Consider the following 20,615-nt stretch of genomic DNA (forward strand, 5'->3'; position numbering starts at 1 on the left):
GGGTTCAGCGATACCAGCGCGGCGTATAGACCCACTCGCGTGTATTGCCGATTGCGAAGCGCCGCGTCGTCGACGAGCCGACGATCACCATCGTGCGCATGTCGACCTGGTCGCTGCGCAACGCGCCGAGCGTCGTCGTCGTGAGCGTCGCGCCCGGCCGGCCGATGTCGCGGCCGAGCACGACCACCGTCTCGGCGCTGCGGTGCGCGCGCACGACGTCGAGCGCACGATCGAGCTGCCACGGCCGTGCACGCGAGATCGGGTTGTAGAACGCCATCACCAGATCGGCCTGCGCCGCGTGCCGCAGGCGCGTCTCGATCACATCCCACGGCTTCAGGTTGTCCGACAGCGAAATCGCGCAGAAGTCGTGACCGAGCGGCGCACCGGCCTGCGCGGCCGTCGCGAGCGACGCCGAGATGCCGGGTTCCACGCGCAGGTCGACCGCGGCCCAGTGCGGATCGCGCGCTTCGTCGAGCGCTTCGAGCACGGCCGCGGCCATCGCGAACACGCCCGGGTCGCCCGACGACACGACCGCGACGCGCCGGCCTTCGGCTGCAAGCTCGAACGCATGGCGCGCGCGCTGCATCTCCTCGCGATTGTCGGTGCCGTGCACGCGCTGGTCGGCGCGGAACGGGCCGGCCATGTTCACGTAGGTCGTGTAGCCGAGGATGTCGGTCGCGTCCTCGAGCGCGGCGCGCGCGGCCGGCGTGAGCCACTCGGCGCCGCCCGGGCCGAGGCCGAGCACCGTCAGTCGGCCGCGTGCACGGCCGAGCGTGGCGGGATCGACCGGATGCGACGCGACCGCGCATGCGATGCCGTTCGTCGGGGCGCGCAGCGTGTGCGCGACGCGCAACGCGCGGCCGAGCAGGGTGGCCGCATCATCTGTCGCGTCAGCGTCGGCATCTACGAAGCGCAGCGGCACGTCGAGCGTTTGCGCCGCTTCTTCCAGTACGCCATCACCGATTGCCGATGCGGGCGCAACGATCGCGGCGAGCGCCAGCCGCGCGAGACCTTGCGAATCGAGTGCTGCATCAATGCGTGCGGCAAGCGCTTCATCCGCGTGGATAGCCCGCGCATCGACGCCGACCACGACGCTGCGCGGATGAATCACGAGTTCGTCGCGCGTACCGCGCCATGCGTCGGGGGTCACGCGGATCGCATGCGCGGCGGCTTCGTCGCGCGGCAGCGCAACATCGTCGAGCCACGGCGCCGCGCCGTCGATGCGCGTCGACGCGCCCGCGAGCAGATCGGAGACGAAGCGCTTGCCCTGGCCGAGATCGGCAAGCGCATAGCCTTCCGGCGGATTGAGCACGCACGCGCCGAAGCGCAGTTCGCCGCTCGTCGTGATCGCCGGCGCGACGCCGACGCATGCGGCGATTTCCCGCGCGATCACGTTGACACCCGTCAGCCCGCCGAGCAGCGGCACGACCGCCGAGCCGTCTTCCGCCACCGCGAGCACGGGCGGCTCGATGCCCTTGTCGGCGAGCGCGGGGGCGATGCAGCGGATCACGATGCCGGCCGCGCACAGCGCGACGATCGGCACACCGCGCGCATAGAGTTCACGCAGATGCGCGCCGAGATCGTCGAACGGCACGTCGGCCGCGACACGCGATGCGAGGCCATGCACGAGCGCACCCGGATAACGCGCCTGGATGCGCCGCGCGGTATCGAGCGCGCCCGCGCCGAGAATCACGATCGCGGGCGGCGTGGTCATCCTTGCCATTTTTCCCCCGGCACGACGAGCAGCGAGAAATACGGCGACGCCATCGGGTCGACTTCGTCGAGCGGCACGATGCGCTGGCTCGCCATCGTCGCGCGCTCGACATACAGCGCGCGCTTCGCGAGCCCCAGCTCGTCGAGCACGCGCCGCACCTTGTCGAAATTGCGCCCGAGCTTCATCACGACGGCCGCGTCGGCCCGCGCGAGCCGCTCGCGCAGTTCATGCTCGGGCAGCACGCCCGACAGCACCGACAGGCTCTGGTTGCGATAGACGAGCGGTTGGCCGAGCACCGCGGTGCCCCCGAGCATCGCGCACACGCCCGGAATCACCTCGGTGTCGTAGCGCGGCGCGAGGCGGTCGTGCAGGTACATGTACGAGCCGTAGAAGAACGGGTCGCCTTCGCAGATCACCGCGACGTCGCGCCCCGCGTCGAGGTGCGCGGCAACGATCTCGGCGGCCGTGTCGTAGAAGTCGGCGATCACCGTCTCGTAGCACAGCGGCGGCGGCAAGGCCTCGGTCGTCACCGGATAGACGAGCGGCAGCTGCGTCTGCGCGTCCTGGAGGTGCGCTTCGACGATGCCGTACGCATTGCCTTTCTTGCCCTTCGCGACGAAATACGCGACCACGTGCGCGGCCTGCAGCACGCGCAGCGCCTTGATCGTCATCAGTTCGGGATCGCCGGGGCCGACACCGACACCGAACAGGCGTCCGCGCGCGGTCGTCATTCGACCTCCGTCGCGAGCGCGTTGACCGCTGCCGCCGCCATCGCGCTGCCGCCGCGCCGGCCGAGCAGGGCGACGTACGGCACGCCGCGGCTGTCGGCATCGAGCAGCGCCTTCGATTCGGCCGCGCCGATGAAGCCGACCGGGAAACCGAGGATCAGCGCGGGGCGCGGCGCACCGGCGTCGATCATGTCGAGCAGGTGGAACAGCGCGGTCGGCGCATTGCCGATCACGACGACGCTGCCCGCGAGATGCGGACGCCACAGCTCGAGCGCGGCGGCCGAACGCGTGTTGCCGAGATGCCGCGCGAGATCGGGCACCTCGGGCTCGCCGAGCGTGCAGATCACGCGGTTGTCGGCAGGCAGCCGCGCACGCGTAATGCCTTCGGCGACCATCCGCGCATCGCACAGGATCGGCGCGCCGGCGGCGAGCGCCGTGCGGCCCGCCGTGCCGGCGCCGGCCGAGAAGCGCAGGTCGTAGACGACGTCGACCATCCCGCACGCATGGATCACGCGCACCGCGAGTTTCTCGAGGTCGGGCGGAACCTGCGACAGGTCGGCCTCGGCGCGGATCGTCGCGAACGACTGGCGGTAGATTTCCTGCCCGTCGCGAATGTAGTCAAGCATCGGTGGTGTCCTGGCTGTGCCGCGCGCCCGTCAGTCGGGCCGCGGCCTGGTCAATCGTCAGATGGCGCGCGAGCGGGGCGCCAAGGCCCGCGGCGGCGTCGCGCCGGTAAAGGTCGTAGTGCGCGGGCGCCACCGCGACGAGCGTGTGCGTCGCGGGATGCGGCAGCGCGCAGTGGCGTTCGCAGCCGGTCAGGTGCACGTCGACTGCATGGCCGATGCGGGCGGCGAGCGCGCGTGCGTCGTGCTTCGTGTCGGCGCGCGCTTTCGCGCAGCCCGCGCTGCCGGTGCACGCGACGAGCGTCGCCAGCGGGTCCGACGACGCGCAGACGAGGCCAAGCGACGCGAGCGCATCGAGCGTGGCCGGTGCGCGTTCGCGCGAGACGTCATGCAAGAACACGCCTTGCCATGGCGTCATCGACAGCGTGCCGTCGCCGTCGGTTTCGGCCAGCGCCGCGAGCCGTTCCAGTTGGGTGGCATCGAGTCGGCCGAGCACGAATTGCGCGCCGACGTTGCAGCGCGTCGCATCGAGCGACGGGCGCACGCCGAAACGCAGCGTCGGGTCGGTGCACGTGCGACGCCAGCCGGCGAGTGCCGGATCGGCTTCAAGCGGGAAGGGCAGGTAGTGCTGCGCGCGTTCGAGCAGCGCGCGTTCGCCGCATGTTGCGAGCAGCGGGCGCATCCGCGTGACGTCGGCCGGTGCGAGATCGAGAAACGCGAGCAGCAGCGCACGGCCCAGCGCAGCAGCTTGATCGGGCGCGACATCGACCGAAGCGGGTGGGTCATCGTGCGCGACCGGCGGACAACCGGCCAGCCCGGCCGCGACGCGCACCGCGCCGTCGCCGCGACGCCGGGCGGCCAGCCAGATGTCGTGAGGATGATCGAGCGCCGCAACCGATTCGCCGCCGTCGAGCTGGATCGAGAATTTCGGCGACAGCTCGCCGCGGCGGGGCTCGCGCGCCAGCATGTCGAAGAGCGGCGCGGCAAGCGCGCGGCTGTCGACGAGCGCGGCAGGGTCGTGGCCGGCGAGCGGGCTGAGCAGCACGTTGCGCACGTCGTCGCTCGCGGCGAGCGCGGCCGCATCGGCGTCTGCATTCGAGGTGGCGTCGACGGGCGGGCCGAGACCCGCTTCGAGCAACGCACGCGTCAGCGCGTCGGCCGCGCCGTCACGAATGCCGCGCAGCTGGAGATTCGCGCGATTGGTGGCGTCGATCGTGCCGGAGCCGAAGGCGCGCGCGGCGGCGGCGATCGCACGCGCCTGCCGCGCATCGAGCCGGCCGCCCGGCAGCTTGATCCGGCACAGCCCGCCGTCGGCGGCCGCGACCACGCGCACGAGCCCCGGGCAGGCCGACGGGCGCACGACGGGCGACGCAGGAATCGAAACGGGGGCGGAGCTCAACGGGGTACCGGGACAGTGTCGGGCCGCGGCCAACGCATCGGTACACCCCGCCCGACGCCGACTGGCACGCACGCACTTTCTGGCCGGCAGGTCTCCTGGCTGACAGGTCGGCGCCGGCTCCCGGCCTTCCCGGTGGAACCAGTGGCATGAGGGGGAGATCGGCTCGCTGTCTACAGTTGCGGGGGCAGCCACAGCGGCGCGTGGCGCGCCCTGTGTTCCCTCTTCGGCCCCGAAGGGCACCGGCGAACGAACGGCCGTAGGATACCCGATTTTCGAGACGATCCGGCATTGTCGATATGCCGCGCAACCGCGTCACAGCGCGGTCGCAGCCGGTTTGGCGCTATCTCGCAAATGGTACGATTGGCGGCTCGACACCCGATCGGCGACCGCCGGCATCCGCGATGGCACTCGGCAGGACGGAGCTGTTCGGCATGGGCATCGCGCTGGGCCTGCTGGCCATCCCGGCCTGGATGCTGCTCGCGTGCATACTGATCCCGCTTGCGCCGTCGGCCGAGTGGCCGAAGAATGTCGGACTCGCCGGCCTCGGCGTGCCGATCGCGGCGGGCGGCACGTTCCTGTACCGGAAAACCGATGCACGCTCGCTCATGTGGCTGCTGCTCGGCTGGCTGCTGATCGCGTCGATCGGCGGGATGGTTCTGGCCTTGCTGACGTTTGTCGTCGGCGTGCCGCTCGGCCGACGTCGTGGCCGTATCGCACCGGCGGGCGGGCGACACGCACGGCGCGGGAGCGGATCGGGATCGTCAACGAATCAACGCGCGGCAGCCCAGCCGCCGCGCATCGCAACACACGGTAGGAAATCGAACGATGGGGAAGGGTGCATGACGGCGTGGCTGACGGTAGTGGGCATCGGCGACGACGGTTACGCGGGGCTCGGGCGCAGTGCGCGTCGCGCACTGCTCGACGCGACGCTCGTCGTCGGCGCGAAGCGGCATCTCGACATGCTGCCCGCGCGGCTGCCGGCCGCGCGCGAAGCGTGGCCGTCGCCGTTCGACCTCGCGGGCGTGCTGGCGCGGCGCGCGTCGCCCGTCTGCGTGCTCGCCAGCGGCGACCCGATGCTGTTCGGTGTCGGCGCCACGCTCGCGCGCCAGCTTTCCCCCGACGAATGGCGCGTACTGCCCGCGCCGTCCTCGCTGTCGCTCGCGGCCGCGCGCCTCGGCTGGGCGCTGCAGGAGGTCGGCGCGGTCTCGCTCGTCGGCCGGCCGCTTGCGACGCTCGCGCGTCATCTGCTGCCCGGGCGCCGCCTGTTCGTGCTGAGCGCCGACGGCCGCACGCCGGCCGCCGTCGCGGCCGAACTCGTCGCACGCGGCTTCGGGCCGACGCGCATCAGCGTGTTCGAACATCTCGGTGGCCCGCTCGAGCGGCGTCTCGACGCTCTCGCGCAGGACTGGCGCATCGACGAAACGGCCGCGCTCAACCTGGTCGCGCTCGATTGCCAGGCCGGCCGTGACGCGCCGCGCCGCGCGCTCACGCCCGGCCTGCCCGACGATGCGTACCGTCACGACGGCCAGCTCACCAAGCGCGACCTGCGCGCGATGACGCTCGGGCGTCTCGCGCCCGCGCCCGGCGAGCTGCTGTGGGACGTCGGCGCCGGCAGCGGCTCGATCGGCATCGAATGGATGCGCGCGCATCCGTCATGCCAGGCGATCGCGATCGAAGCGCATGCGGAGCGGCAGCGCTTCATCGAGCACAACCGCGACGCGCTCGGCGTGCCGGGCCTGCAGCTCGTCGCGGGCCGCGCGCCCGATGCGCTCGCGGGGCTCGCCGCGCCCGACGCGATCTTCATCGGCGGCGGGGCGACCGCGCCCGGCGTGCTCGACGCGTGCTGGGCAACGCTGAAGCCCGGCGGCCGGCTGGTCGCGAACGCGGTCACGCTGCAGGGCGAGATGACGCTCGCCGCCTGGCGCGAGGCGCACGGCGGCACGCTCACGCGCGTGTCGCTCGCACACGCCGAGCCGCTCGGCCGCTTCGATACGTGGCGACAACCGTTGCCGGTCACGCTGTACGACGTGCGCAAGCCCGACGCGGCCGACACGTCCGCAGCGCCGGCCACGACGAACGCAACGGACGCGTGATGCGCGACGAGACTCCCGAACAGCCCGCGCCGCTACGCTTCGGCTATACGACCGGCAGCTGCGCGACCGCGACGTCGCTCGCCGCCGCGCGATTGCTGCTCGCGGGTAGTGCGGACGACGCGGTCGAGATCGTGCTGCCGAAGGGGCAGCGCGTGATGATGCGGCTCGAGTTCTGCCGGGCGACCGCCGACGGTGCGGAAGCCGGCACGATCAAGGATGCCGGCGACGATCCGGACGTCACGCACGGCGCGCTGATCTTCGCGCGCGTCGCGCTCGCGGCGGTGCCCGGCGTGCGGTTTCATGCGGGGCCGGGCGTCGGCACGGTCACGCGCGCGGGGCTGACGCTGCCGGTCGGCGAACCGGCGATCAACCCGGTGCCGCGCCAGATGATGACGACGCACCTGGACGCGCTGGCGGCCGAGCACGGCTATGCGGGCGGCTTCGACGTGACGATCGGCGTCGAAGGCGGCGAAGCGCTCGCGCTGAAGACGATGAACCCGCGCCTCGGCATCGTCGGCGGCCTGTCGATCCTCGGCACGACCGGCATCGTGCGGCCGTTCTCGTGTTCGGCCTATATCGCGTCGATCCACCAGGGCATCGACGTCGCCCGCGCGAACGGCATCGCGCACATCGCCGCGTGCACGGGCAACGCAAGCGAGGACGCGATGCGCGCGCACTATCACCTGCCCGACATGGCGCTGATCGAGATGGGCGATTTCGCGGGCGCGGTGCTCAAGCACCTGCGGCGCGCGCCGGTCGCGCGGCTGTCGATGTGCGGCGGCTTCGGCAAGCTCAGCAAGCTCGCGGCCGGCCATCTCGACCTGCATAGCCGCCATTCGAGCATCGACCTGCCGCTGCTCGCGCAGTGGGCGGCCGAGGCGGGCGCAAGCGACACGCTGCAGGCCGCGATGCGCGCCGCGAACACGAGCCAGGAAGCATTGAAGCTCGCACACGCCGACGGCGTGCCGCTCGGCGATCTCGTCTGTGCACAGGCGTTGCGCGTCGCGCGCGACATCGTGCCGCCGTCGGTCGCCGTCGAGATGTTCGCGATCGACCGGCAGGGCCGCTTCGTCGGGGAGGCGCGATGAGCGTGCGCATCCTGCTGCTCGGCGGCACCGGCGACGCACTGAAGATCGCGCGTGCACTCGGTCCTCACCACGTGTACAGCCTGGCCGGCCTCGGCAAGGTGCCCGACGACCTGCGCTGCGACGTGCGCGTCGGCGGCTTCGGTGGCGCGGCCGGCCTGGCCGCGTATCTGCACGACGCCGGCATCGGCCTCGTGATCGACGCGACCCATCCGTATGCGGCGCAAATCAGCGCGAATGCCGCCGCCGCGGCGCGTGAAGCGGGCGTGCCGCTGTGGGCGCTGCGCCGCGCGCCGTGGGTGGCGCAACCCGGCGATGACTGGCGCATGGTCGACGACTGGGCCGGCATCGAGGCCGCGCTCGCGCCGTTCAGGCGGCCGCTGTTCACGCTCGGCCGCGAACCGCTCGCGCATCTCGACGCGATCCCGCCGCACCAGTTCTGGCTCGTGCGCTGCCTCGACGCGCATCCCGGCAATGCCCATGCGCAGATCGTCGCCGCGCGCGGGCCATTCACGCTCGACGGCGAGCGCGCGCTGTTCGCGCTGATGGGCATCGACGTCGTCGTCAGCAAGAACAGCGGCGGCGCGGCCACGGAAGCCAAGCTCGATGTCGCGCGCGAACGCAGGCTGCCGGTCGTGATGCTGCGCCGGCCGCCGCTACCCGACGCCGACCGCGCGTTCGATTCCGCCGCGGCGCTCATCGACGCGCTCGATCCCGCCGCGCGCGCATGACGCCGCGCGGCCGGTCACCCCATGAATTGACGGAGATTTTTCGATGACGGTGTATTTCATCGGCGCGGGCCCCGGCGACCCGGAGCTGATCACGGTGAAGGGCCAGCGCCTCGTGCGCACGTGCCCGGTGATCCTGTATGCGGGTTCGCTCGTGCCGGCGGCCGTGCTCGACGGCCATCGCGCGGAGCAGGTCGTCAATACCGCCGAACTCGACCTCGACGCCATCGTCGCGTTGCTCGCCGACGCGCATGCGAAAGGGCAGGACGTCGCGCGCGTGCATTCGGGTGACCCGTCGCTGTACGGTGCGATCGGCGAGCAGATTCGCCGCTTGAAAGCGCTCGGGATTCCGTATGAAATCGTACCCGGCGTCACGGCCACGGCCGCGTGCGCGGCAACGCTCGGCGTCGAGCTGACGCTGCCCGGTGTCGCGCAGACGGTGATCCTCACGCGCTTCGCGGGCAAGACGACGATGCCGGAAGGCGAAGCGCTCGGCGCGCTCGCCGCGCACCGCGCGACGCTCGCGATCCATCTCGGCGTGCGCCATCTCGCCCGTATCGTCGACGAAGTGCTGCCGCATTACGGCGCAGATTGCCCGGTCGCGGTGATCTATCGCGCGAGCTGGCCGGATGAAGAGCGTGTGACCGGCACGCTCGCCGACATCGTCGGCCAGGTGCAGGGCACGCAGATCGAGCGCACCGCGCTGATCCTGATCGGGCGCGTGCTGGACGCCGAAGGGTTCGCGGATTCGACGCTGTACGCGAGCGCGGGCTGAGCACGCGCGGGCCGGCCCGGGTTCGGTGCGGCGCTCACGCAGGGGCGCGCCGCGCCGATCGTGATCGCGCCGCCGGCGAAGCAGATCGGCGACGCCGATTCGCCGAGGATCAGGATCGACGCGGCGATGCCGACGACAGGGAGCAGGTTGAGCAGTTGAGCACGACCACAGCCCTGTCCGATCGCGGCGGGGCAACATTGCGCGGGACACGCGCTACGCACGCGCGGCGTGCAGCACCCGCTTCGGCGCAAACCCCGCCGCCAGCGCGAACAGCGCGACACACAGGCAGGCCATCGCGATCCATGCGGGCGTCAGATCCGCGAGGTGTTGGCGCACGATGCCCGCCGCGAACGGAAACAGCCCGGCGATCAGGTAGCCGATGCCCTGCACGAACCCCGTCAGCGACGCGGCATCGGCCGGCGTCGCCGCATGGTCGACGGTGACGATCAGCGACAGCGGAAACAGCGCGCCGATCCCCGCGCCCATCAGCAGCGCGGCCGGCAACGCCAGCGCCTCGGGTGCGGCCAGCATCACCAGCAAGCCGACGAACAGCGACGCGATCGCCGCATGCAGCGCGGGCCGGCGATCGGGCAGGCGGTCGATCGTCGCCGAGATCGTCAGCCCCGCGACGACTTCCGCGAGCGTCACGCCGCCGAGCAGGCTGCCGGCCGCCGTCGGCGACCAGCCGAGCCGCATGTAATACGGCGGCAGCCACGCGAGCACGAGCGTGTACGCGCCCGTCGCGATGCCGAAGAACAGCGCGAGTCGCCACGCGCGCGGCGAGCGCGACGGTTGCGCGTTCGACGCCGACGTCGGCCCGGCGGCGAGCGCGTCGCCGCCGCGACTGGCCAGCGGCCACGCCAGCGCGGCCACCCCGGCCGGCAGCGCCCAGCCCGCGAGCGCGGGGAGCCAGCCCCACTGGGCCGCGGCGAACGGCGCGACGACGCTCGCGAGCACGGCGCCGCCCATGATCGACGTCGAGTAGACGCCCATCGCACCGCCGATCCGCGTCGCGAAATGCGCCTTCACGAAGCCGGGCAGCAGCGCCTGCACCATCGCGATCCCGACGCCCGCGCAGCAGGCGCTCGCGAGCAGCAGCCACGCGTGCTGCGCGCCGATACGCGACACGCAGGCGAGCCCGATCAACGCGACGCCGAGCCAGACGCCGCCCGCGATGCCGGTCAGGCGCTGCAGGCGCCGCGCACTCAGTGCGCCGAGGCCCATCAGCAGGATCGGGATCGTCGTCAGCAGGCTCGCCGCGCCGTCACTGATGCCGGTCGCGCGCTGGATCATGTCGAGCAACGGGCCGACCGCGGCGAGCGCCGGCCGCAGGTTCAGCCCGACCAGGACGATGGCGGCAAGCCGCCATCCGGGGGAAGTGAAGCGATTCATTGCAAGGCCCTCGATATCGGTGCGCGGCGCCCTCCGGTGAGGTGCCGCGCTTTTCATGTAAAGTATCTCGACATCAAGATAAATGCTGATTTATCTCGACGTCAAGATAACTGGTGAGCCGAGGAGGGTTAATGGATCGAGCCGCGCATGCGCTCGCGCAATGGCGCGCCGAGCGTCCGGATCTCGACGCGTCGTCGATGGTGGTGATGGGGCGCCTGCAGGAAGCGGCGCTCGTGATCGCGCGCGACCGTCTCAATCCGCTGTTCGCGCGCTACGGGATGCAGCCGGGTGAGTTCGACGTGCTGGCCACGCTGCGGCGCGGCGGAGCGCCGTTCGCGCTGACGCCGACGGCGCTGTACGACGCGCTGATGATGTCGTCGGGCGGGATGACCGCGCGCATCGACCGGTTGCAGAAGGCCGGGTGGGTGGAGCGCCGGCCGAACCCGGCCGACGGGCGCGGCACGCTCGTCGCGCTGACGGAGACCGGCCGCGCGCTGATCGATGAGGCAGTCGTCGCGCATATCGACAACCAGCGGGAGTTGCTGGCCGTGTTGTCGGATGCGGAACAGGCGCAGTTGTCTGAACTGCTGGGGAAGTTGCTGGCGGGGTTGGGAGAGGGGGCGTCGAAAGGGGCGGAGGGGAAGTAGCACCGCGGCATGCGTGAGGCGAACGCACGAGGCGGGCAAAAAAATCGTCATGATTTACGTGGACGCCGCTTGCCGCCCGGTGGCGGACACCCCGTCACGCGGATCCACGTCTGCCCCTCACCGCAAAACGGCCCATAAAGCGACCCAACCGAGCTTTTCGTACGACGCATAACCATTGAAGCATGTCGTTGCGGTCGAGCCCGAAGGTACGGCTCCCTTACCGCAAAAGCTCGACCATCACGACATCGGTGTCGTCTCGTGCCACCAACGTGAGCCGCGCTTCGTCGCGAACGGCAACCCCGTCGCGCGGCGCGAGCCGGACTTCGCCGACATCGAGCCGGCCATGATCTGCAACCAGATACGCCACGCCTGACCCCGGCAACACGTGATGCACCGTCGTGCCCTGGCGTAACGTCGCGATGCGCACGCGCGCGTCGGCGTGGATGGGCAGCGCACCCGCGCACACGTCATCGGGATCGCCGCTCGCCAGCGTGACGAAGCGGCCTTCGCGACATTCGCGCGAACAGGTTCGCGTCGCCGAACGCGGCGTGCCGCCGGGCGTGCGCGGATGCAGCCAGATCTGGAACAGCCGCGCAGCGACGTTCTCCTCGTTGCGCTCGGCAAGGTGGATAGCGGCGCCGGCATGCATCACCTGCATGGAATCGGCAACCAGCCGCGTGCGATTGCCCGCGTCGTCTTCGAACGTGATCGCGCCCGAGCGCACCCAGGTCACGATCTCGACGTTCCGGTGAGCGTCTAGGCCAAAGGCGGCATGCGGTGCGATCGCTTCGTCGTCCCAAGCGTAGAGCGCGCCGAGCGAACCGTGATCGGGGCGTCCGCAGGCGCCGACGCGGAAATGCATCCGCGTGTCGCGCCGGTCACTGCGGGTCGCGCCAAGCAACTGAAACGATCGATGTTCGATCATGAGGGGTCCGGGTTCAAATGCGCGTATGCGCCGGGCGCGGGCTCGATCATCGACGATCGCATCCGCGCCCGGCGCAATGCTTAAATCTGCTGCTGGCCGCCATCGACGAACAGCTCGACGCCGTTCACGAAGCTCGCGTCGTCCGACGCGAGGAACAGCGCGGCACTCGCGATCTCGCCCGGTTCGCCGAGGCGCCCCATCGGGATCTGGGCCGCCAGGTAATCGGCGAGACCCTGGCGCTGGGCGGCGTCGTCACCGGCGAGGTCGAGCAGGCCGGGCGTGCGGGTCGCCCCCGGGCTGATCGTGTTCACGCGGACGCGGCGGTCCTTCAGGTCGAGAATCCAGCTGCGTGCGAAGGCGCGCACCGCGGCCTTCGACGCCGAATACACGCTGAAGGCAGCGGTGCCGGCACTGCCGGCGGTCGAGCCGGTGAGAATCACCGATGCGCCTTCGGCGAGCAGCGGCAGCGCTTTTTGCACCGTGAACAACACGCCCTTCACGTTGCGATCGAAGGTGTCGTCGTAGTGTTCTTCGGTGATGTCGCCGAGCGGCAGCATCGAACCGCCGCCGGCGTTCGCGAACAGCACGTCGAGGCGCCCCTGTTCTTCCTTGATCTGCGCGTACAACGCGTCGAGTTCATCGAGCTTCGTGGAGTCGACGCGGACGCCGGTCGCGTTCCCGCCCGCGGCCTGGATCCCGTTCACGGCGGCATCGAGTTCGGCCTGACGGCGACCGGTGAGATAGACGTGCGCGCCTTCTGCCGCGAAACGTTGGGCGGTGGCCAGGCCGATGCCGCTGGTTGCGCCGGTCACGAGGGCGATCTTGCTGTCGAGTTTGCGTGCCATTTTGCTTCTCCTTGCGTTCGATAAGTGGGACTGCGTTCGGTGTTGCGTGCTGCGATGTGAGGAGAATATCGACGCCCCGATCATTTCGAAATAGAATTGATTGCAACCTAACGTTGCATAAATGAAAAGATGAGGGGCGATGGCCAAGCTGCCGGATTTCGAAGGACTCGCGATGTTCGCGAAGGTCGCCGAGGAAGGATCGTTCGCGGCGGCGGCGCGTGCGATGGGGGTGTCCGTCGCGACGGTCTCGCGGGGCGTCGCCCGTCTGGAAGACCGGCTGGGTGCGCGGCTCTTCAATCGCACGTCGCGACAGCTCGCGCTGACCGAATTCGGCCGGACCATTTGCGAGACGGCCGGCGAGATCTATCGTCGGGCCGAGGAGGCGGAAAACGCCGCGCGCGAAATGTCGTCGCAGCCGCGTGGATTGGTGCGGCTCGCCGTGCCGATGTCGTTCGGGCTGCGCTGGGTTGCGCCACTGTTACCCGGCTTCTTTCGCACGTATCCCGAGGTGTCGATCGACTTGCATCTTTCCGATGCGTCGGTCGATCTGGTCGCCGACGGTTTTGACGCCGCGCTGCGCATCGCCGCGCTGCCGGATTCGTCGCTGGTCGCGCGCCGGCTGTGCGCGGTTACCCAGTTCGTCGTGGCGTCGCCCGCGTATCTGAAGCGGGAAGGACGGCCCGCCCATCCGCGCGAACTGGTGGATCGGCCGTGCCTTTCCTATGCGTATCGCGCACGCGGCGATGTGTGGCGGTTCACGAACGACGCGGGTGAGGAGGAACCGGTCATGCCGACCGGACCGCTGCGCGTGACGAATGCCGATGCGTTGCTGCCCACGCTGCTCGATGGCCTCGCGATTGCAGAGCTGCCCGAATTCATCGCCGGCGAATATTTGGCCAATGGCCGCCTCGAAGCGCTCCTGACCGACTGGTCGTTGACGAAGGGCGGCCTTTACTTCGTCACGCCGTCCGCGCGCGCCCGTCCGGCCAAGGTGGCGGCGCTGTCCGATTACTTTGCGGAACACCTGTCCGATCCGTCGTGGCGGTGGCCCACGTGACGCGCTGACGTGACTGGCACCGCTACCTCGGCAACTCGGACGTTCGCCGCCGCGCCGAACAACGACATTCTTCACGGCGCTCCCGGAAAATTCGCGAAGACCTTCAAATAAAAAACCCGCCGCGCAATGAACTGCACCCCAAAAGTTGGACATCGATCCAACCTTTGGGGTGTTTTTCATGAGCAAGTACACGGAGCAGTTCAAGGTATCCATTGCAGAGGAGTACGAGTCCGGCCACGCTGGGTTCCGTGAGATGTCCAAGCGCCACGGCGTCGATGAGGCGACGATCCGCAAGTGGGTGGCGGCCCATCGCATACATGGTCCGGCAGGCTTGAAGAAGAAGTGCGAGCGCTACAGCGCAGAGTTCAAGTTGCTTGTACTGCAGCAAATGCGTAGCGAAGGGTTGTCAGCGCGTGAGACGGCTGCACGCTTCAACATTAGGAACCGTACGGCCATCGGCCAGTGGAAACGCCAGTATGATGAAGGCGGTATAGACGCACTGTCGCCGCGCCAGCGGGGGCGCCCCAGGAAGATGCCCAAGCCACCGCTCACGCCACCGCCGCTACCCGAGGACGATACGCGCTCCCGACAGGAACTACTCGACGAGTTGAACTTCCTGCGCATGGAGAACGCGTACTTAAAAAAGCTCGAAGCCTTGGCTCAAGCGCAGCAGCGATCAGCGCAACGCAAAAAGCGCAAATCGTGCTCGAGCTAAGGCAGCAATATCCGCTTGCGGGCTTGTTGAAGGTTGCCGGCTTGGCGCGCAGCACGTTCTACTATCATCAGAAATTGCTCGGAGCAGCCGACAAGTATGCCGATACAAGGGCAAGAATCTGCTCGCTGTTCGAACGGCACAAGGGCCGCTACGGCTATCGACGCATCACGCTCGCTCTACGTAATCTGGGACAGGTGATTAACCACAAGACTGTGGCGCGTCTGATGGGTGAGTTGCGGCTGAAGTCTTGTGTGCGCCCGAAGAAATACCGCTCCTACAAAGGTAGCGTCGGACGTGTTGCACCTCATGTTTTACAGCGTCGGTTCTACGCAAAGCGTCCGAATGAGAAGTGGGTAACGGATGTCACGGAATTCAACGTGGGTGGCCAGAAGCTGTACCTGTCACCAGTGCTCGATCTGTACAACGGCGAGATCATTGCTTATGAAACCGCGAGGCGCCCGGCGTTCGAGATGGTCAGCGCAATGCTTCGCAAGGCATTGGCGCGCTTGAAGTCACACGAGCGGCCTCTCTTGCATTCGGATCAGGGCTGGCAGTACCAGATGCCTGCGTATCGCCGCCTACTGCAGCAACGAGCGCTCACGCAAAGCATGTCGCGTAAAGGGAATTGCCTGGACAACGCCGCCATGGAGAGCTTCTTCGGCACGCTGAAATCCGAGTTCTTCCATCTGAATCGGTTCCGCAACCTGGACGAACTGCAAACCGGCTTGGCAAGCTACATCCACTACTACAATCACGACCGCATCAAACTGAAACTAAAAGGGCTGAGTCCCGTGCAATACAGAACTCAGCCCTAGCCGTCATAACCCGTCCAACTTTACGGGGTCAGTTCACAATGCGGCGGGTTTTTCAGATCGCGGCCCGCGCAACGTGCGCCCGCGTAGCCTCTTAGCCCCGTGCCGGAATATTCAGCCCACGCTCGACAGCCGGACGCGCAACGAACGCGTCGAGCACCCGCTTGACGTTCCGGAATTCGCTGAAGCCCACGAGATCACCCGCTTCGTAGAAGCCAACGAGGTTCCGCACCCACGGGAAGATCGCGATGTCGGCGATCGTGTAGGTATCGCCCATCACCCACTGGCGATTCGCGAGATGCGCGTCGAGCACGCCGAGCAGGCGCTTGGACTCATCGACGTAGCGGTCGCGCGGACGCTTGTCCTCGAAGTCGCGGCCGGCGAACTTGTGGAAGAACCCGACCTGGCCGAACATCGGCCCGATGCCGCCCATCTGGAACATCACCCACTGGATCGTCTCGTAGCGGCCCGCGAGATCCTTCGGGATCAACTGGCCCGTCTTGTCCGCGAGATAGATCAGGATCGCGCCCGATTCGAACAGCGGCAGCGGCTTGCCGTCCGGGCCGTTCGGATCGATGATCGCCGGGATCTTGTTGTTCGGGTTCAGCGACAGGAACGCGGGCGACAGCTGGTCGTTCGTGTCGAAGCGCACGAGGTGCGGCTCGTACGGCAGGCCGGTTTCCTCGAGCATGATCGACACCTTGACGCCGTTCGGCGTCGGCAGCGAGTAGAGCTGGAGACGGTCGGGATGCTGGGCCGGCCACTTTTGCGTGATCGGGAAGGCGGACAGGTCGGACATGGAGGGTCGCTCGTCGAAGTGAAGGATCCGCGCCCCGTTCCTGCCGCCGCACGCGCCACGGTCGATGGCGAGACGGCAGGGCGGAGCGCGCCGAAAACGCCCACTGTAGCCGATCCCGCGGATCGATGCAGGCGGTGGCCACGCGCGACCGCCGCGGCATCGTCAGGCGCCGCCGGCAACCGTCAGAAGGTGTGCCGCAGCCCGATCATCGCGGCCGTCGTGCCGACGCCCGGCGCAACCGGCTGCCCGTACACGAGCATCTGGTCCATCGTGCCGCGGTTGTTCACGTGGCCGACCTGCGCATAGACCATCGTCCGCTTCGACAGGCTGTAGTCGGCCGCGACCACGACCGCCGTCGACTTGTTCGTCGAGACGTTGCGATCCTTCAGGTAATACACCGCGGACGTCACCTGCAGCGCGGGCGTGAAGCGATAGCCGATGCCGGCCGACAGCATGTCGAGGTTCACCTTGTCCGCATGCGACGGATTCCTGCCGTTGCCGTACGACGCCGACACCGAGAAACCGTGGATCGTGTACTTCGCGCCGACGTAGATGAAACGGTTATTGTCGACGCCGGTCGGCGCGACGCCCGGCACCGGGCTCGTGTCGTGGCCGTTGTAGTAGGCGGCCGAAGCGTTCAGCCCGTCGTTCGCATACCTGAGCACGACCGACTCGCGCGTGCCGCCCTGGAACTGCCCGGCCACGCCACCCGGCGCGTATTCGAGCGCGATCGACGCACCCGCGAAGGTCGGCGACTGGTAGACGAGCGCATTGCTGTCGTACAGCGCGCCGATCGCTGCGTTGGTGCTCGTCCCCGACCAGCCGGCTGCCGTGTTCAGGCCGAGCCACGCGATCAGCACGCTGCCGAAGAACTGCGCGTTGCGCACGTCGGTGTCGGCCATCGCGTAGATCATCGGCACGATCTGGCGGCCGGCCGTGAACGTGCCGAACGGGCCCGACACGCCGAGCGACGCGACCTGGTTGAAGATCGCGACGGCGCCCGGCGTGTCGCTCAACTGCAGCTTGCCGCTGCCGCTGTCGAACGAGCCCTGCAGCTTGAAGTTGACCTTGTAGCCGCCGCCGATGTCCTCGCTGCCCTTGATGCCCCAGAAGCTCGAGTAGATGCCGCCGTCCTTCATGCGAAACACCTTGCCGGTATTCGGCGCGGTCGGGCTGAACGACGCCGCCGACGTGCTCTGGTACAGCAGGCCCGAGTCGATCACACCGTAGAGCGTGACGGAGGATTGGGCATGCGCGAGCGCCGAACAGCCGGCAAGCGCCGCGAGCGCGGCCAGTTTCGTCTTCATCGAAGTCTCCAGGGTCGTATTGGACCGGACGGGGTCGAGCCCGTCCGGGTGAAGCAGGGAGGCTAGCGGGAGGGTGTGACAGGCGACGCCCGCCTGAGCCGTGCGGAAAGACTACGCAACGGCGGGCGGCCGCTCCCCCCCATGCGCGGGGGGCAGGGTTGCGGAGAATCGAAGGAAAGCGGGCGCGACGATGCGCCCGACTGGCGAAACCGGCGTTACGACGTCAGGGCGCGCTTTCGAGCAGGCCGAGCACCAGCGCGCGGCGCACCGCATGCTTGCGCGAACTGGCGTCGAGCTTGCCGAACAGGTTCTTCAGGTGCCACTTCACGGTTTCCTCGCCAACGGCCAGCGCCACCGCGATCTCCTTGTTCGACAGGTTGCGCGCAAGCAGCTCGAGAATCGCGCGCTCCTTGGGCGTGAGCACGACGCTCGGCACCGCGCGCGGGCTGGCCGCGACGCGCGGGGCCGGCGGCACGATGCGTGGCTGCGGCAGCGCGTGCCGCGCGGGGCCGGCGCCGGCGACCGCTTCGCCGCCGGCACGGCGCGCCCAGTCGGCGATGGCCGGATGCGCGTCGGCGAGCGTGCGCGTCAGCCCGAACAGGTCGGCCAGGTTCATCGCTTCGTCGAGCAACGCACGGCCGCCGCCGCACGACTGTTCGCGCGCGAACGCGCTGAGCGCCATGATCTCGATGCGCGCCTGCCCCATGCTCATTTCGCGGGCCAGCACGGCGGCTTCGTCGAGCGCTGCGCTTGCGTCGTCCCAGCGGCGCGCGGCCAGCGCGGCACCCGCGTGCGCGGTGGCCTGAAGCAGCACGACGGGGCGCCGCCACAACGGCCCGTGCGACGGAAACTCGGCCGCGGCGATTGCATCGATCCGCTCGACGAGCGCGTGGCAGGTCGCCTCGCGATAACGCGCCGCATGAATGCGCACCTGTTCGGCGAGGCTCGCGACCGACAGGCGCGGCAGGCGGCGCACGACACCCATCGCGTCGAGCGCTTCGAGCAGGTCGATCGCGCGGTGCTCGACGCCGCGCAGCAGCGCGATGCGCGCGGCGGTGCGATAGCCGAGCAGCACGGTGTCGGGCGTGCCCGCATGTTCGAGCACATCGAGGCGGTTCGCGAGCAGCGCGGCGGCCTGGTCGACACGGTCGGCCTCGTACGCGAGCGCCGCGCACATCGCCGCGAGCATGCAGGTGAGCGGATGGCGGCGCCCGAGATCGGCTTCCGCACGCGCCAGCGCCGGAGACAGCGCGTCGTCGGCCAGCCGCACCTGGCCCTCGCGCAGGTAGCTCAGGCCCGTGATCAGCTCGCCCCAGCGTGCGACGTAGCCGAACCCGGCCGCCGTCTCGCCGCGCGGCGCCGCGTGCTGGAAGCGGCGCGCCTGCGCCGGTTCGCCGACGATGATCGCGCGCGCCGACAGCCGGTTCGCGTGCATTTGCGCGAGCCACGTCGCCGCCGGCGGCGTGAAGTCGGCCCACGGCTCGAACAGCTCGACGAAGCGGTCGATTTCGTCGGCGTAATACGCGGCCGCGCTGAGGATCAGCGCGCATTCGTAGCGCATCGCCGCGGGTGTGCCAGGATCCGCGAGGATGCCCGCGATCTGGCGTTGCGCCTCGACATGGCGCTCGCCGAGCGCCAGCGCCCAGGCCACCGCGACACGCAGCGTCGGGCGCTTGTCGAGCTCCGCATCGGGCAGCAGCGCGAGCCAGTCGAGCACGTCGTTGATGCGGCCCTGCTTGATCGCATCCTCGAGGCAGCGCTGCGCGAGCGCGTACGCGACCTCGAACTGGCCGGCCGCATACGCGTGGCGCGCGGCTTCCTCGGTCATCCCGTGCGCGTCGAGCCAGGCAGCCGCCCGCGCATGCAGCGCGCTGCGCTCGGTGTCCGGGCCCGCGGCCAGGCGGTCGCGCAGCGTGTCGCGCACGAGCGGATGCAGCCGGCACCAGTCCGAATCGTCCGACGCAATGAACAGCGGCGTGTCGCGTGCGAGTCGGGCGAGACGGTCGGGTGCGCCTGCGTCGTCGAGCAACGCGGCGCACAGCGACGGATGCAGGCGATCGGCGACGCTCGTGCGCGTCAGGAACACAGTGTCGTCGGCCGACAGGTTCGCGAGCAGCAGCTCGACGAGCCGGTCGCGCGTGCCGTCCACGCGGGCGGCGAGTGCGTCGACCGCCTGGCGCGGATCGGCCGAGCGCGCCATCGCGGCCATCGCGAGCTGCAGGCCGAGCGGCCAGCCGTCGACGCGTTCGAACAGCCGCGCGCACGCGTCGGCGTCGACCCGCTGCGCAAAGCGCGCGCCGACCAGCGCGATCGTCTCGTCGAGCGTGAAGCGCAGCCAGTCGGGGCCCGCGAGCGTGCACTGCCCGCCGGCGAGCAGGTCGCCGGCCACGTGATCGAGCCCGCGCCGCGCGGCAACCACGACATGCAGGTTTTGCGGCGCGTTGTGCAGCACGTAGGTCAGCGCATCGAGGCCGGCGGGCGGCAACCGCTCCGCATCGTCGACGATCAGCAGCGCATCGATCGACAGTTGCGCGACCTCGGCCAGCCACGCCGTCACGCCTTCCAGCGCGCGCGCCGCGTCGGCCGTGCCGACCGGGATCAGGCGCCCGAAGCCGGGCCGCGCGCAACCGGTCCGCACCGCCTGCACGAGCCCTTGCAGCAAGCGCGCCGCATCGTCGCGCTCGTCGGCCGACAGCCATACGACCGCACGGCCGAGCGCGAGGGTTTCGCGGCGCCATTGCGCGAGCAGCGACGTCTTGCCGTAACCGGCCGGCGCCTGCACCAGCGTGACCGGCCGGCCGTCGAAAGCGGGTGCGGCAAGGCTCAGCCGCGCGCGGGCCAGCAACTGCGCCGGCACGCGCGGCGCGGTCGTCTTCAGGACCAGTTCGGTGGGAGGCGCGTCGGCGCGATCGGGTGGGTGAGCCATCGGGGCAGCAGTCGGAATCCGGCGGTGCCGTGGGGGCCAGCGTCC

General features: G+C 69.6%; 17 protein-coding genes and 1 riboswitch. Of the genes, 7 read left to right on the top strand and 10 right to left on the bottom strand.

The features are described from left to right. Positions 1-4: 4 nt before the first annotated feature. Genes cobJ through cobG form a run of 4 tightly spaced genes read right to left on the bottom strand, consistent with a single transcriptional unit; the run spans position 5 to position 4,425 of the window. Positions 5-1,714 carry a precorrin-3B C(17)-methyltransferase gene (gene cobJ / locus CFB40_RS09105; RefSeq protein WP_089431078.1) on the bottom strand — a complete coding sequence of 570 codons (1,710 nt, stop codon included), beginning with the start codon at positions 1,712-1,714 and terminating at the stop codon, positions 5-7. Then, positions 1,711-2,445 (bottom strand): precorrin-2 C(20)-methyltransferase, encoded by a 735-nt coding sequence (locus tag CFB40_RS09110; protein WP_089431079.1) that lies wholly within the window; start codon positions 2,443-2,445, stop codon positions 1,711-1,713. Before CFB40_RS09110 ends, cobJ begins: the two co-directional genes overlap by 4 nt. Further along, positions 2,442-3,068, bottom strand: a complete 627-nt coding sequence (locus tag CFB40_RS09115; protein ID WP_046545711.1) for a precorrin-8X methylmutase — start codon at positions 3,066-3,068, stop codon at positions 2,442-2,444. The genes CFB40_RS09110 and CFB40_RS09115 overlap by 4 nt, the downstream gene beginning before the upstream one ends. Next, complete coding sequence (gene cobG, locus CFB40_RS09120) at positions 3,061-4,425, bottom strand: precorrin-3B synthase (protein WP_306427340.1); 1,365 nt, start codon at positions 4,423-4,425, stop codon at positions 3,061-3,063. Before cobG ends, CFB40_RS09115 begins: the two co-directional genes overlap by 8 nt. 107 nt (positions 4,426-4,532) lie before the next feature. Beyond that, positions 4,533-4,723: riboswitch (cobalamin riboswitch) on the bottom strand. Between the two features lie 580 nt (positions 4,724-5,303). Between cobG and cbiE the strand changes: the two genes are divergently transcribed. From cbiE to cobM, 4 genes are read left to right on the top strand one after another with little or no spacing between them, the layout of a single operon-like run. Next, complete coding sequence (cbiE, locus tag CFB40_RS09125; protein ID WP_089425420.1) at positions 5,304-6,557, top strand: precorrin-6y C5,15-methyltransferase (decarboxylating) subunit CbiE; 1,254 nt, start codon at positions 5,304-5,306, stop codon at positions 6,555-6,557. Beyond that, positions 6,557-7,645, top strand: coding sequence for a cobalt-precorrin-5B (C(1))-methyltransferase (locus CFB40_RS09130; RefSeq protein ID WP_089431081.1), 1,089 nt, complete (start codon positions 6,557-6,559; stop codon positions 7,643-7,645). The genes cbiE and CFB40_RS09130 overlap by 1 nt, the downstream gene beginning before the upstream one ends. After that, positions 7,642-8,373, top strand: coding sequence for a cobalt-precorrin-6A reductase (locus tag CFB40_RS09135; RefSeq protein ID WP_089431082.1), 732 nt, complete (start codon positions 7,642-7,644; stop codon positions 8,371-8,373). The genes CFB40_RS09130 and CFB40_RS09135 overlap by 4 nt, the downstream gene beginning before the upstream one ends. 43 nt (positions 8,374-8,416) lie before the next feature. Further along, positions 8,417-9,145 (top strand): precorrin-4 C(11)-methyltransferase, encoded by a 729-nt coding sequence (gene cobM / locus CFB40_RS09140; RefSeq protein WP_089425423.1) that lies wholly within the window; start codon positions 8,417-8,419, stop codon positions 9,143-9,145. Positions 9,146-9,358: 213 nt separating this feature from the next. Here cobM and CFB40_RS09145 read toward each other — a convergent pair whose 3' ends face one another. Next, complete coding sequence (locus tag CFB40_RS09145) at positions 9,359-10,537, bottom strand: MFS transporter (protein WP_089425424.1); 1,179 nt, start codon at positions 10,535-10,537, stop codon at positions 9,359-9,361. Positions 10,538-10,668: 131 nt separating this feature from the next. On the opposite strand from CFB40_RS09145, the gene CFB40_RS09150 reads away from it, so the two are divergent. Beyond that, entirely contained in the window at positions 10,669-11,184 is a 516-nt protein-coding gene (locus CFB40_RS09150; protein ID WP_089425425.1) for a MarR family winged helix-turn-helix transcriptional regulator, read from the top strand. A gap of 217 nt (positions 11,185-11,401) precedes the next feature. On the opposite strand, the gene CFB40_RS09155 is transcribed toward CFB40_RS09150, so the two are convergent. Further along, positions 11,402-12,109: a pirin family protein gene (locus CFB40_RS09155; protein WP_089431083.1), complete on the bottom strand. Its 708-nt coding sequence runs from the start codon at positions 12,107-12,109 to the stop codon at positions 11,402-11,404. An 80-nt stretch (positions 12,110-12,189) separates the two neighbouring features. Then, entirely contained in the window at positions 12,190-12,954 is a 765-nt protein-coding gene (locus CFB40_RS09160; protein ID WP_089425427.1) for an SDR family NAD(P)-dependent oxidoreductase, read from the bottom strand. 139 nt (positions 12,955-13,093) lie between these two features. On the opposite strand from CFB40_RS09160, the gene CFB40_RS09165 reads away from it, so the two are divergent. Together CFB40_RS09165 and CFB40_RS09170 are read left to right on the top strand one after the other, a co-directional pair. Further along, positions 13,094-14,011 (top strand): LysR family transcriptional regulator, encoded by a 918-nt coding sequence (locus CFB40_RS09165; RefSeq protein ID WP_089425428.1) that lies wholly within the window; start codon positions 13,094-13,096, stop codon positions 14,009-14,011. A 178-nt stretch (positions 14,012-14,189) separates the two neighbouring features. Next, a protein-coding gene (locus CFB40_RS09170; protein WP_089430986.1) for an IS3 family transposase occupies positions 14,190-15,541 on the top strand; the annotation gives its coding sequence in 2 pieces (ribosomal slippage) (positions 14,190-14,664 and positions 14,664-15,541; 1,353 coding nt in all). Between the two features lie 91 nt (positions 15,542-15,632). On the opposite strand, the gene CFB40_RS09175 is transcribed toward CFB40_RS09170, so the two are convergent. From CFB40_RS09175 to CFB40_RS09185, 3 genes are all read right to left on the bottom strand, one after another. After that, on the bottom strand, positions 15,633-16,337 hold the full coding sequence (locus tag CFB40_RS09175) for a glutathione binding-like protein (RefSeq protein ID WP_089425430.1): 705 nt from the start codon (positions 16,335-16,337) through the stop codon (positions 15,633-15,635). Between the two features lie 182 nt (positions 16,338-16,519). Next, positions 16,520-17,644, bottom strand: a complete 1,125-nt coding sequence (locus tag CFB40_RS09180; protein ID WP_089431084.1) for a porin — start codon at positions 17,642-17,644, stop codon at positions 16,520-16,522. Positions 17,645-17,867: 223 nt separating this feature from the next. Further along, positions 17,868-20,570 carry a LuxR C-terminal-related transcriptional regulator gene (locus tag CFB40_RS09185; protein ID WP_089431085.1) on the bottom strand — a complete coding sequence of 901 codons (2,703 nt, stop codon included), beginning with the start codon at positions 20,568-20,570 and terminating at the stop codon, positions 17,868-17,870. Positions 20,571-20,615: the final 45 nt, after the last annotated feature.

The sequence above is a fragment of the Burkholderia sp. AU31652 genome (assembly GCF_002223155.1).
In the GTDB taxonomy this organism is placed as follows: Bacteria; Pseudomonadota; Gammaproteobacteria; order Burkholderiales; family Burkholderiaceae; genus Burkholderia.

What these genes read in the sequence shown, in the direction of transcription:
- cobJ (WP_089431078.1), bottom strand. Translation starts at nt 1,714, where the DNA reads ATGACCACGCCGCCCGCGATCGTGATTCTCGGCGCGGGCGCGCTCGAT.
- cobM (WP_089425423.1), top strand. Translation starts at nt 8,417, where the DNA reads ATGACGGTGTATTTCATCGGCGCGGGCCCCGGCGACCCGGAGCTGATC.
- CFB40_RS09185 (WP_089431085.1), bottom strand. Translation starts at nt 20,570, where the DNA reads ATGGCTCACCCACCCGATCGCGCCGACGCGCCTCCCACCGAACTGGTC.
- cbiE (WP_089425420.1), top strand. Translation starts at nt 5,304, where the DNA reads ATGACGGCGTGGCTGACGGTAGTGGGCATCGGCGACGACGGTTACGCG.
- CFB40_RS09155 (WP_089431083.1), bottom strand. Translation starts at nt 12,109, where the DNA reads ATGATCGAACATCGATCGTTTCAGTTGCTTGGCGCGACCCGCAGTGAC.
- CFB40_RS09130 (WP_089431081.1), top strand. Translation starts at nt 6,557, where the DNA reads ATGCGCGACGAGACTCCCGAACAGCCCGCGCCGCTACGCTTCGGCTAT.
- CFB40_RS09115 (WP_046545711.1), bottom strand. Translation starts at nt 3,068, where the DNA reads ATGCTTGACTACATTCGCGACGGGCAGGAAATCTACCGCCAGTCGTTC.
- CFB40_RS09165 (WP_089425428.1), top strand. Translation starts at nt 13,094, where the DNA reads ATGGCCAAGCTGCCGGATTTCGAAGGACTCGCGATGTTCGCGAAGGTC.
- CFB40_RS09180 (WP_089431084.1), bottom strand. Translation starts at nt 17,644, where the DNA reads ATGAAGACGAAACTGGCCGCGCTCGCGGCGCTTGCCGGCTGTTCGGCG.
- CFB40_RS09175 (WP_089425430.1), bottom strand. Translation starts at nt 16,337, where the DNA reads ATGTCCGACCTGTCCGCCTTCCCGATCACGCAAAAGTGGCCGGCCCAG.
- CFB40_RS09150 (WP_089425425.1), top strand. Translation starts at nt 10,669, where the DNA reads ATGGATCGAGCCGCGCATGCGCTCGCGCAATGGCGCGCCGAGCGTCCG.
- CFB40_RS09135 (WP_089431082.1), top strand. Translation starts at nt 7,642, where the DNA reads ATGAGCGTGCGCATCCTGCTGCTCGGCGGCACCGGCGACGCACTGAAG.
- CFB40_RS09145 (WP_089425424.1), bottom strand. Translation starts at nt 10,537, where the DNA reads ATGAATCGCTTCACTTCCCCCGGATGGCGGCTTGCCGCCATCGTCCTG.
- CFB40_RS09160 (WP_089425427.1), bottom strand. Translation starts at nt 12,954, where the DNA reads ATGGCACGCAAACTCGACAGCAAGATCGCCCTCGTGACCGGCGCAACC.
- CFB40_RS09110 (WP_089431079.1), bottom strand. Translation starts at nt 2,445, where the DNA reads ATGACGACCGCGCGCGGACGCCTGTTCGGTGTCGGTGTCGGCCCCGGC.